Consider the following 12,092-nt stretch of genomic DNA (forward strand, 5'->3'; position numbering starts at 1 on the left):
ATTTTCTCTCCCATGCATAGGGGGTTCAAACTGGCATGGAGTTTTAACAGAGCCTATTTATTAGGGCGAACTGAAACGATTTCGAGATACTTCATCTTGTCTTCTTTCCAGTCAAGCATGATTTGCAGCTGTGTGCCCCCGCCGGGCAGATATTTATCTGCTGCAAGGTCAATTTGCGGGCCAACCGGTCCTTTTAATACCGGCAGCTCCACTCCTTGTTTCACTCTGTATGTGACAACCTTGAAATGGCCGCTGCACCGTTCCCCTTTAGCTCATCATCCAGTTCAACAATGCCGCTGAATCCTTTTTTCAGTTCATTAAACTGCTCTTTCAAATCGCTATATTGTTTGGAACGTTCCCCTGCAGCATTAATAAGTGCCTTTGCATCATAGATTTTCATTGACATCACGGAAAGTCCTTTCCAGTTTTTCGGCCGGTTATCTTAAAAAGGAGAATTATTTCAATGAGTGGATTTTCATAGCTCTGTTAATCTTGTCTGCTGAATTCTGATGCAGGTGCTCTCTATCAATCCATTAAGGGTAAAATCACCTGGACCTTGAACAGAATTAAAATTTTTGTAATTTTATAGCACATTAAAATCTTAGAAAAGATTTACCATTTTTGCAAGAATATAAAAGTGTTACCCAAATATTCAGGCATATTAAACCAAATTTTTTACTTATAAATCCATATTTTGTCACTGATTCCCATTACCTGAAAATGGTACTAAGGAGTTGAGCAGAAAAAGCCTGAAACGCTCGACAAATGACGTTTCCGGCTTTTTATTTTGTGTTTCACCCTAATAATACGGCCTCCATATTATAGAGTTTATTTTTTCCGAAAATCATAGGTGCTTTTTATGCTAATACTATCCCCATTTATCTGCAGATGCTCATTATCCAGCCAAGATAGTTTATATTTTTCTCCAGGGAGTATAAATATCAGACTCTTACTATGATTCTTACGATCTTCTATTTGTCCGATATAAGTATAATCTGTTCTCCCGAAAATACCTCCTCCGAGATAAATACTTAATTTTTTATCTTTACTAGGCGAAACCAGCATATCTACTTTTTCAAGTTGTGATACATCGTATTTTGATAAATCTTTATTGCAGTAAGAGTTTATAAAGTACCAGGTGATTGCGATTGTACATACCAATAAAACCCCAAAACATGTATGCCTCTTCATTATTTTCGGCTCCTAATATTTAACAGTAATTTTTATAAAGATTATATCATTAGTTAAATACGTTTTAATACATCTTCCCCTGAACTCATTCAACGTTTATCAAAAACGGTTTTGGGTAGTAGTTTTTAAGAAAGGGGTGACGTTTATGTGGTCTGCCGCGATGTGGGGCGGGATATCAGGATCTGCAGTGCTTTTAGGTGCTCTCGTTTCCATGTTCTTGCCCATCAAAACAAAAATAATCGGATACATAATGGCGTTTGGTACAGGTGTCTTAATGGGGGCAGCATCGTATGAGCTTCTCGGCGATGCGGTGCATGATGGCGGAATTAAACCGACTATTATCGGGTTTATAGCAGGTGCCGCTGTTTTTACTTTATTTGATTACCTGGTTTCCAAAAAAGGCGCCTCCCAAAGAAAGAGATCAGGACAGAAAGCGGCTGCAGGCGGCGGCATTGCCATTTTTATCGGCACGGTGATGGATGCCATTCCAGAGTCGATCATGATTGGATCCAGCCTGCTCGAAAAAGCGTCGGTCAGCTTTTTGTTAGTAGTCGCCATATTCATCAGCAATATTCCAGAGGGGCTTTCAAGCACTGCCGGCATGAAGAACAGCGGCTACTCGAAAACCAAAATTATGCTGCTTTGGATTGCTGTGTTAGCCATTTCAACCTTTGCTTCATGGGGCGGATACTTTTTCCTTGATCACGCTTCAGGTTCCATTATGTCAGGGATTGGCGCTTTTGCAGGCGGAGGAATTATCGCGATGATTGCCTCAACAATGATGCCAGAAGCCTATGAAGACAGCGGCCCTCTGACAGGACTGATTGCTGCACTCGGATTGCTGGCTTCCCTTCTGCTCGATCACTATTCATAAAAAAGCTTTACATCATCAGAATTCAGGAGGGGTGCAAATGCCCCCCTGACATTTTAGTTTACCCCGCCCTTTTCTGCTTTTCTTCAGCCTTCTCCTTGCATCTAGAGCTTTAAAGAAAGAAGTGTATAGCTCCATCAAATACGGCCGAATGAGCAATACCTTATCCTTCTCCAGAAAAATTTTCCTTAAAAAACCTATCTCTTCCATTATTTCCTATGCTACACTGTCATTTAGGATAACTCTTTTTATCCTATACCAGGATTTTCCTGCGATTATTTTTTGGTTTCATATAACAATACTCAGGAGGGTTTTATGGAATTCAGAGGTTCAAGTGTATACGATGAAGCGGATTTTTTCACAAGCTATATAAAAAGAAGGGAAAGAACAGACAGCCCCAATACTGCGATTGAGGGGCCATTGATGTATGAACTGATTGGCAGCTTTAAAGGCAAAAGAATTTTGGATTTAGGCTGCGGAGATGCATCGTTTGGCAGGGATCTGCTTAATGGGGGCGCGGCTTTTTATGCAGGTGTGGAGGGATCCCGGAATATGGCAGCCCGGGCATTTTCTAATCTGGATGGAGTCAATGGGACGCTCTTCAATGAAACGATGGAAACCTATTCTTTCCCGCCAAACCAGTTTGATCTTGTGACCTCCCGCTTTGCCATTCATTATGTGTCAGATATAAACCAGTTATTCCAAAACGTCCGGGCATCCCTAACAGAGGCGGGAAGATTCATTTTCAGTGTTCAGCACCCGCTTACTACCGCTTCATTTATCAGCAGGCAATCGGGAGAACTGCGCGGAAATTGGGTGGTGGATGATTATTTTCTGGATGGAGAGAGAAAGGAACCGTGGATTGGACAGGTTGTCGTGAAGTACCACCGGACTATTGAGCACTATTTCCATGCACTTACCCAATCGGGATTTACCGTCACTGACCTTCGGGAAGGCACGCCAAAACGCGAACATTTCAGCAATGAGAGTGAGTTCAAACGAAGACAAAGAATTCCTTTAGTCCTTGCATTTTCTTGTGTAAAAAGTCAGATGTAATACATCAATTTCAACCCGGCAATAAATTTCCGATACTCCTTTCCCCGCTCAATGTGCATTCTTCATTCGCTGCCTCGGCAGCCTTTTTTTCTTTGGCAGGCACATTCTCCTAAATAAACTGCACAGCGAACTTTACTTGCATATATTTACAAACACACCACATACTACTTTTAAACAAACAAAACAAAGGAGATATCAAAATTGCACAAACAAAATAAAATGAGTTCAGCCGAGCTTGGGATATTGTGGATGACTTATCACAAAAAAACAATGATTCTCCGGATGGCGGAATATTTTATAGAGAAATCCGATGATCAAAAAGCTAAGGCCCTAATGCAGGGGATGGTAAAAAAACTAAATCCAACGGTGGATGAAATAACAAGCATGCTTCAAAATGACGGTGCAGCAGTTCCAATCGGTTTTACGAAGGAAGACGTTAATCTCGAAGCTCCAAAACTGTATGAACATGGATTTGACATCATGTTCTGCCGAATATTAAAGGAAATCAGCATGGGCATGTATGTTTTACATACTACATTATCTTATCGTGAAGATATTATCATGTTTTATAAAAAACTTACTGACCTCACGCAAACCTATTATAATTTGTTTACCCAATATCTGCTTGAAAACAGGCTCCTTCCAACTCCAAACTATACAGAAATGCCAAAATCCAATGAGTACATTACTGACAAAAGCTACATGAAGGGAACAAATCTTTTTGGCCATAAAAGACCATTAAATACGGTTGAATTTGGATTATTATTTCATTCTTTAGAAACCAATATAATTGGTATGCAGCTGATGAAGAGCTTTGCACAGTGCGCAACGGACGCGGAAGCCAAAAAGTATTTTACAAAAGGGGAAAACCTAACGAAGGAAATAATAAAAGGTACCGAGAATATCCTTCTTGAAAATAATATCCATCCGGCTGCCACGTCCGGGGGAGAGGTAACTACATCAACTATAGCTCCTTTTTCCGATAAGATGATGTTATTCTGCACCAATCTTTTGGGAGGGTTCAGCCTTGGAAGCCAAGGATTTGCCAATGCTTTTGTCCTGCGCAATGATATTATTGCTAAATCAGGGATCTATGCGAAAGATGTTTATGAATTCGGTCTTGAAGGCGCAAAACTAATGATGTCAAAAGGCTGGATGGCAGAACCGCCTAAAATGAACTCTTAATAACATGAAGGGTATCGAAAAATTCTGCAATAGTAAAAATACTGCACATTCAGGTTCAGGATAAGCTGATAATGAATGTGCATTTCTTTTTAAACTATATTTCTTGAATCATCTCGACCCTATTTCCGAAAGGGTCCCTGAACTCGAATCGCTCGTAATTTGATATTGGCACTGAATCTAATATAACCACGCCATTTTGCTGGAGCCGGTTTCTCCAATAAGAAATATCCTCCACCAGATAAGCGATATGCGCTTTTGTTTTTAGCCTTTCAAAACCATCCTCTGTACCAACATGCACATCCATATTACCGGTTTTTATCCAAAAACCTCCCCGCCCCTTTAGCGGTTTAGGCTTTTCAATTTCCGGCAGGCCCAGCATGCCGCAGTAAAATTTCTTTCCCTCTTCGTCAGCGCCCTTAGGAATCGTAATCTGCGCGTGATGCACACCAAGAATCATACTGCTTCCCCCTATCCATTTTTCATTGCTCTCCATAATAAAAGTATAGCTGGATTAAGCCATTAAGATAAATACCGATAAATTATGCCTTTTAATAACCATTTCTTATAACCGCAAAAAACAAGCATTCTTTCTCCACAACAAAAGAGCCGCGAAGTGCAGCCCTCTGATTTACACATAAATGTTCACATTCCTGATTCCAGTTATAAGGGATGCCATTGTTCCGACAATCCCAATGATCAGCATGGAATATAATAAGCTCGCATCTTTTAATATCAAAATTCCCGTTAAAATAATGATCGCATCTATGTCTAGTATGATAATCCCGACATTGACCGAAAAAACTTTTGCGATGATCAGCGCCAATAAGTCCATTCCTCCAGGGCTGATGTGTTCCTTCAGCATGCAGCCGACCCCGATACCGATCAGTGTTCCTCCAATCAGCACACTATATAAAACAGGCAGATGAATCAAAGTCTGAAAAGGCTTAAGCAAATCAATCACGGTGCTCGATATGACCACTCCAGCCATCCCGTTTACAAAATAGGCTTTGTCATAGAAGCTGGCCGCTAAAAAAATCGGGGCATTTAAGCAGATGAATACAAGAGCCACATTATAATTCATGACATAATGCAATATCAGACTGACTCCCCATATACCTCCATTCAAAAGATGGTACGGTATAACGAATCCATTCAAGCCTACTCCTATGCAAATACTTGATAATAGAACTATACAAATTTTCCGGATCATGCCATCATCCCTTGTCCCTTGCTATAGACAATATATGTCATGGTGGAGTAATTATTCCTGAGTCTTTTTTATTTCGTATTAAATAACGTTCCTATACCCTATCGTTTTCAAATGGTTTCCCTCATCCCCACAATGGCTGATTCAGCAGATTTTACTGTGCAAGTTCCCGGGCACCATTTTCACTTTGCTCAAATTCAACTTAAAGCTATAATAAAGACAAACATCGCTTATAATAAACTGATATTATACATATTTACCAATTAATTAATCGTCAATTATAAGGAATAGTAAAAATGAATAGCTACCAGTTAAACATAGATGATAATGACTTATAGGATTATTACCATCTTTAAAAAAGCGGGTTAGAACTGCTATTAATTCTAGTACAAATATAAAGGGTCTGTAATGCCGTTACAAATATAAAAGAGCTACCTCAGTAGCCCTTTTAATAATGTGATTAAAAATATAATTACAGGTGCTCACCGTTTGTAGCAATAACATTTTGATACCAGAAGAATGACTTTTTTTTCTTGCGTTCCAGGGTTCCAGAACCATCATCGTGCTTGTCTACATAAATATAGCCGTACCGCTTACTCATCTCACCTGTTGATGCACTGACTAAATCAATGCATCCCCATGAAGTATAACCCATCAATTCTACTCCATCCTGAATCGCTTCACCCATAGCTTTGATGTGTTCGCGAAGATAGTCAATTCTGTATTCGTCGTTAATCGAACCGTCCTCTTCTACTTTGTCATAGGCTCCAAAGCCGTTTTCCACAACGAATATTGGCTTTTGGTACCGATCATACAATTGATTTAATGAAATTTGGAGCCCAATCGGATCGATTTCCCATCCCCATTCACTGGCCTTTAAAAATGAGTTTTTAATTCCGCCCAGGATATTCCCGTGTCCAACTTCTTCAGGTGTTTTGTCCTTCTTCTCTGTCCGGGACATATAGTAGCTGATAGAGATATAATCAACGGTATTTTCTTTAATCAGTTCAAGATCGCCTTCTTGTATTTCAAGCTCTATTTTATGCTCTTTCCAGTATCTATTAATGAACGCTGGATACTCGCCGCGTACTTGTACATCGCCGCAGAAGTAGTTAAACAACTGTTCTTCCTTCAATGCATAAAGAACATTTTCAGGATTGGAGTCAACAGAATAAGTCGGAAGATATACAATCATACATCCGATTTGAGCGTCAGGGATCATCTCATGGCAAAGCTGGACCGCCTTGGCGCTTGCGACGAATTGATGATGATACGCTTGGAAAGTGGGCTGATAATGATCTTCCTCTTTTTGAATCGCAAATCCTAGTCCTAAAATCGGCATATGAAGACTACTGTTGATTTCATTAAAAGTCATCCAGTACTTCACTTTATCTTTATACCGATTAAAGATGGCTGTTACATATCTTTCAAAAAATACTACCAATTCACGGTTTCTCCATCCCCCATATTCTTTTACAAGGTGAACCGGCAATTCGTAGTGAGAAATCGTGACAACTGGTTCAATATTATATTTATGAAGTTCATCAAACACCCGATCATAAAATGCAAGACCTTCCTCATTAGGAGTTGATTCATTCCCATTCGGAAAGATTCGTGACCATGAAATCGACAAACGGAAAGCTTTAAATCCCATCTCTGCAAATAGTGCTATATCTTCTTTGTAACGGTGATAAAAATCAATGGCTTCATGATTTGGATACGTATACTTATCTAAATTCAATTCAAAATCAAATCCAGGATCTTTTAGTACTTTTAGCCTTACTTTGCCGCCTGGTAAAACATCAGGTGTATTTAATCCTTTGCCACCTTCAAGATACGCTCCTTCTAATTGATTGGCCGCGGTTGCCCCTCCCCATAGGAAGCCTTCTGGAAATTTTTTATCTTGAAAATTCATAACTTTTTCCTCCTTAATTATCATTTAGAATAATAGTAGGAATCAATAATGACCCTCCATCATATTTACAAAAGAGACAGTTAAATGACTAGTGTCAATAAACCTTCTTTAGCATGAATCATTTCATCACTGGTTTCAATAACATCCACATACCGGTTTGTATTTGTAATAATAACAGGGGTAGTGACTGGATAACCGGCTTCTTTAATTTTTTCGATATCAAAGTTAACTAATAAATCACCTTGTTTTACCCGATCCCCTTGTTTAATCACTGGCGAATAATATTTTCCTTCTAATTGGACAGTATTGATTCCAATATGTATTAATATCTCTGCCCCTTCGTCAGACGTGATGCCTATTGCGTGCCCTGTCGGAAAAACAGTCGTAACAATACCATTGACAGGCGAGACTGCCTGACCAACCGTAGGCTCAATCGCAATTCCTCTTCCCATCGCTTCAGATGCAAACACTTGATCGTCTACTTTTGCCAATGGTTTAACTATTCCTGTCAGCGGACTAACAATTGCTTCTTTTTTTACAAGAGGCTGACCGGCTTCTACCTTGTTATCAGTCAACAACGTCTTTTCCTTTTTATCTTCAAAACCTAGTAATAATGTCAATATTGCTGCAGAGGCAAAAGCAATTCCAATCGCGATGATGTGTATTCCCATTGGTGCAAAGGCAGGGATGGACAATGCGCTTGGGAAGGCATACACCATTGCTTTTACTCCAGACAATCCGTTTATTGCACCGCCAATAGCAGCAGAAATCACAACATACGGAATGGTTCTTTTATAACGCAGCATTAAACCGTAAAGAATTGGTTCAGTAACACCGGATAGCAAACCAGGCACTAATGTTGAACCGCTAAGTGTTTTTAAGGATTTGTCCTTTGTTCTCAGAAATACACCTAATGCCAAACCTGCTTGGGCGAGCGGGGCAGCTGCAAGCATAGCAAATATTGGGCTGCCTCCGTGAGCAAGCTGATCTAAAAGAATTGGAACGAGTCCCCAATGAATCCCAAGAAGTGTCAAAAATGTCCATCCAGCACCTACAACAGCACCCGTCAAAATTCCGCTCTTTGCGCTTAAAAAGTCAATTCCAGCACCAATCCCATTTCCAACATACACCCCAAATGGTCCAAACGCAATGACAGTAAGCGGAACGATAATCGCTAATGATAACATGGGAACTAAAAACATCTGTAAATCTTTATGAATCGCTTTCTTGAGGATTTTTTCAAAAATAGCATAGATACTAACTGCGATAAATACCGGAAAAACAGATGAAGAATAATTCATAAGAACAACTGGAATCCCTAGAAAACTAGACATATCACTAGTCTTTGTCAGTAGTCCTGTAAAATTGGGTTCAAGCAAAGCTGCTCCGATGGTGCCGCCTACATAAGGGTTTGCTCCTAGTTTAGTCGCAAGTGTAATCCCTAAAAAGATTGGCAAGAAGTAAAAGACAGCGTTCCCAGCAGCAGATAAAATAAGGTACGTTCCGCTTTCTGGTGATAATAGTCCAGCCATAGTTAAAATAGTTAACAGCGCTTTTAACATCCCCGCCCCTGCCATTGCTCCCAGCAATGGAGAAAAACTGCGCGAGATGACTTCAAAGATTCGTGCTCCAATACTTCCCTTTGGTTCGTTTGAGGGGTTTGCAGCTGCACCCACATTAACAATTTTACTAATCTCTTTATAAACCTCTGGAACATGACTTCCTACAACTACTTGAAATTGTCCACCGCTCTCGACAACGCTTAGAACTCCCTCTAAGTTTTGAAGGGCAGTCTTACTTGCTTTGTTTCTATCATTTAATTTAAAACGTAAGCGAGTCGCACAATGTACAACGCTAGATATGTTTTTTTCTCCGCCGACTAATGCGACTATATTTTTTGCCAAGTTGTTATAACTCATGTTTTTCACTCCTTTTTAAGTATTACCATCTCGATAGTTATTGCTATTTCTGGGAAAATGGATATAAAAAAACCTAAACCAAACAATCAATTCTGATAGTTTGATTTAGGTTTTGCCCGTTAGGTTACAACCCTATTATCTTGAATTATTTTTAACGACTCTTTCAATATGAATGGTTAAATAAATGATTTCTTCATCAGTTAATTCATAGGTGTAGCTGTTCTCAATAAATTTTTTTATCTTCAGCGAACAACTAAAACCATCCGGATACTTATTCTTAATTACATGATATAAGTCCTCATCAGTAGAACTGTTATAATGATTGCCTTTGACTAGCCGTTGTGCGAAAAACTTTAGATGTGTAATAAAACGATAGTACGCTAATGAATCTTCATTAAACTCAATCTTAAAATGATATCTCACTATCGTTAGTATTTCTTGCATCACTTTAGTCATGCTTTGTACTACAGGCATCTCTTCACCCAGCTCAGCATTAACAAAATGAAGGGCTAAAAAACCTGCTTCATCCTCTGGCAAAATGACACCAAATTGTTCACATATCATATTTAATGCTTCCAATCCAATCTCATATTCATCTTTGTACAATTGTTTGGTTTCCCAAAGCAGCCCGTTTTTAATAGGCATATTTTTTTTAAATCGTTCGATTGCAAAGTGAATATGATCCGTTAAATGAATATAAATGCTATCATTTAACTTCTTTCCCAACTTGATTTTTGCATATGAAATTATGTTTTCCGATAACTCCATATATTCAATCGGCATATTAGAAATTAAGGTTTTAAACTTTTTCATTATATCTTCGTTTTCTAAAGTGAAAATTTTATCAATCTGTTGTTCGTTAATATCCTCACCAACACGTTTATTAAAAGCAATTCCACGACCGACAATGATAGTTTCCTGATTGTCTTTCACCGATATCACTGCATTATTGTTTAATATTTTTCCGATTTTCACTTTATTACCTCCGACATAGAAAAAGACAAAACCCTACCTTTTTCTAAGGTAATCGGTTTTGCCTGATTTAACAGTCACAATCCGTTCTGAATACGCTTACTTTATATTATCATAATATTTTTTGATTTTCAATTAATTTTTCAAGTCATTTTTATTATTTTTTATTTAATAAAATGTTTAACACTTCTACAGTCACTAGAAGACTTGGATAAGCATTTTCGATATATGGCAACATAGTATTTTGATAACTAATTATATTGGTTCAGGGAGCTTCAATCGGCCAAAAAATAGCACTTGATGAGGGTTCATCAAATGCTAGATCAGTTTTTCAAACACCAATTAAACAAATTCCAAAGTTTTACTTAGCAATCTTGAGGATTGGTTTGATTGCAACACCAGATTTTGATTCCTCGAATGCCTTATTAATGTCTTCAAAATCATAAAATTTTACCAATTTATCAAATGGGAATTTTCCTTCTTTATAAAATTGTACTAGGCGCGGAATATGTAACTGTGGAACGGAATCTCCTTGAACCGTACCAACTACACGTTTACCTTCCATTAAGATGTCATTTGTGAAGTTTAATGTAACATCTCCACCCATACCAACGATGGCTACTGTACCGGAAACCCGTAAAGCGTGAATAGACTGCTTGATTACTGGAGTTGCACCAGTTGTCTCAATAGCATAATGAACACCACCGTCAGTGATTTCTTTAATTTCCTTAACGACATCCACTTCTTTACCATTTAATACGTGAGTTGCACCAAGTTCTTTAGCAAGTTCTAAACGACTTTGGTGAATATTGACGACAATAATATGTTTAAGGCCAATAATCTTTGCAGCCATCACAGCACTTAAACCAACTGCACCTCCACCAAAAATTGCAATTGATGAGCCAGATTCCGGTTTTAAGCTATTCATTACAGTACCGCTTCCAGTTTGAATACCGCATCCTAATGGCCCTAATAAAGCTATATCTACGTCTTTATCCACTTTTACTACATTATTTTTATTTGCAATAGAATATGTTGCAAAGGAAGATTGCCCAAAGAATGTTGAAACAGAATGGTCGTGTTGATGAATGCGATGAGTCCCATCTTTTGATTTTCCGCCAAAGTTCAGCTCTACTGTTCTTTCACATAAATTCTGATGTCCGGTTAAACACTGACTACATTCTCCACAGTATGAATAAGAAAGAACCACATGATCTCCAGGCTGAACAGTCGTAACGCTTGATCCAACTTTTTCTACAATTCCAGATCCTTCGTGACCTAATACAGCTGGGAAAGGAGCCCCGTTACCCTTTAATGATTCAGCATCTGTATGGCAGACACCTGAAGCTACAATTTTAATTAAAACTTCGTCTTCTCCCGGTTCCATTAATTGGACTTCTTCAATTACTAATTCATCTCCAACATTATGTGCAACAGCAGCTTTAACTTTCATTCCAAATAACCTCCAAGTTGACCACTTAAAATGATTCAGAACTATTGTTTTGTTCTTTGACTAACAATTTTTCTTTATTAAAAAGTGGTTTTTCTATAAAATTTATTTTTCTCATTATTTGATGTATCACCATCGGAAAAAAGTAAGCACCAAAGAAAGCACAAATAAAAGCTTGTGACCATGTTTTCAGCCAAACAGGTAAAAAAGTTTGATCATAACCTCTATTTATTGAAACTAATATAAATGAAATAAAACATGACATACTAAAAGCCATTAAAAATGCAAAAATAGCATTTCTATATCTAACATTAATATTTATTTTT

Annotated in this window: 13 protein-coding genes; 3 read left to right on the forward strand and 10 right to left on the reverse strand. The window is 38.3% G+C overall.

Going from position 1 to position 12,092, the window contains the following annotated elements; all coding sequences use genetic code 11:
• Positions 1 to 53 precede the first annotated feature (53 nt).
• From ACN6MY_RS18570 to ACN6MY_RS18580, 3 genes are all read right to left on the reverse strand, one after another.
• The gene (locus tag ACN6MY_RS18570; RefSeq protein ID WP_419881497.1) at positions 54 to 224 is read right to left on the reverse strand and encodes a hypothetical protein; all 171 of its coding nucleotides are present in this window, start codon (positions 222 to 224) and stop codon (positions 54 to 56) included.
• Positions 221 to 406 carry a T7SS effector LXG polymorphic toxin gene (locus ACN6MY_RS18575; RefSeq protein ID WP_419881498.1) on the reverse strand — a complete coding sequence of 62 codons (186 nt, stop codon included), beginning with the start codon at positions 404 to 406 and terminating at the stop codon, positions 221 to 223. The genes ACN6MY_RS18570 and ACN6MY_RS18575 overlap by 4 nt, the downstream gene beginning before the upstream one ends.
• 422 nt (positions 407 to 828) lie before the next feature.
• The gene (locus ACN6MY_RS18580; protein WP_419881499.1) at positions 829 to 1,191 is read right to left on the reverse strand and encodes a DUF5412 family protein; all 363 of its coding nucleotides are present in this window, start codon (positions 1,189 to 1,191) and stop codon (positions 829 to 831) included.
• 145 nt (positions 1,192 to 1,336) lie between these two features.
• Here ACN6MY_RS18580 and ACN6MY_RS18585 point away from each other — a divergent pair, with 145 nt between their 5' ends.
• From ACN6MY_RS18585 to ACN6MY_RS18595, 3 genes are all read left to right on the forward strand, one after another.
• A complete protein-coding gene (locus tag ACN6MY_RS18585; RefSeq protein WP_419881500.1) occupies positions 1,337 to 2,065 on the forward strand; it encodes a ZIP family metal transporter in 729 nt (242 codons plus the stop codon).
• A gap of 312 nt (positions 2,066 to 2,377) precedes the next feature.
• Positions 2,378 to 3,118, forward strand: a complete 741-nt coding sequence (locus tag ACN6MY_RS18590; RefSeq protein ID WP_419881501.1) for a class I SAM-dependent DNA methyltransferase — start codon at positions 2,378 to 2,380, stop codon at positions 3,116 to 3,118.
• Between the two features lie 201 nt (positions 3,119 to 3,319).
• Positions 3,320 to 4,303, forward strand: coding sequence for a DUF3231 family protein (locus ACN6MY_RS18595; protein WP_419881502.1), 984 nt, complete (start codon positions 3,320 to 3,322; stop codon positions 4,301 to 4,303).
• A 94-nt stretch (positions 4,304 to 4,397) separates the two neighbouring features.
• Here the strand turns inward: ACN6MY_RS18595 and ACN6MY_RS18600 are convergent, their stop codons facing one another.
• The 7 genes from ACN6MY_RS18600 to ACN6MY_RS18630 form a co-directional block, all read right to left on the reverse strand.
• Positions 4,398 to 4,760 carry a VOC family protein gene (locus ACN6MY_RS18600; protein WP_419881503.1) on the reverse strand — a complete coding sequence of 121 codons (363 nt, stop codon included), beginning with the start codon at positions 4,758 to 4,760 and terminating at the stop codon, positions 4,398 to 4,400.
• Positions 4,761 to 4,931: 171 nt separating this feature from the next.
• Positions 4,932 to 5,459, reverse strand: a complete 528-nt coding sequence (locus tag ACN6MY_RS18605; RefSeq protein ID WP_419881504.1) for a YitT family protein — start codon at positions 5,457 to 5,459, stop codon at positions 4,932 to 4,934.
• A 523-nt stretch (positions 5,460 to 5,982) separates the two neighbouring features.
• Positions 5,983 to 7,425 carry a glycoside hydrolase family 1 protein gene (locus tag ACN6MY_RS18610; protein ID WP_419881505.1) on the reverse strand — a complete coding sequence of 481 codons (1,443 nt, stop codon included), beginning with the start codon at positions 7,423 to 7,425 and terminating at the stop codon, positions 5,983 to 5,985.
• A gap of 80 nt (positions 7,426 to 7,505) precedes the next feature.
• A complete protein-coding gene (locus tag ACN6MY_RS18615) occupies positions 7,506 to 9,344 on the reverse strand; it encodes a beta-glucoside-specific PTS transporter subunit IIABC (protein ID WP_419881506.1) in 1,839 nt (612 codons plus the stop codon).
• Positions 9,345 to 9,479: 135 nt separating this feature from the next.
• On the reverse strand, positions 9,480 to 10,319 hold the full coding sequence (gene licT / locus ACN6MY_RS18620; RefSeq protein WP_419881507.1) for a BglG family transcription antiterminator LicT: 840 nt from the start codon (positions 10,317 to 10,319) through the stop codon (positions 9,480 to 9,482).
• Positions 10,320 to 10,677: 358 nt separating this feature from the next.
• On the reverse strand, positions 10,678 to 11,769 hold the full coding sequence (locus ACN6MY_RS18625) for an NAD(P)-dependent alcohol dehydrogenase (RefSeq protein ID WP_419881508.1): 1,092 nt from the start codon (positions 11,767 to 11,769) through the stop codon (positions 10,678 to 10,680).
• Positions 11,770 to 11,794: 25 nt separating this feature from the next.
• Positions 11,795 to 12,043 carry a DUF2798 domain-containing protein gene (locus ACN6MY_RS18630; RefSeq protein WP_419881509.1) on the reverse strand — a complete coding sequence of 83 codons (249 nt, stop codon included), beginning with the start codon at positions 12,041 to 12,043 and terminating at the stop codon, positions 11,795 to 11,797.
• Between the last annotated feature and the right edge of the window lie 49 nt (positions 12,044 to 12,092).

Source organism: Peribacillus sp. B-H-3, from assembly GCF_048572925.1.
Taxonomy (GTDB): domain Bacteria; phylum Bacillota; class Bacilli; order Bacillales; family DSM-1321; genus Peribacillus.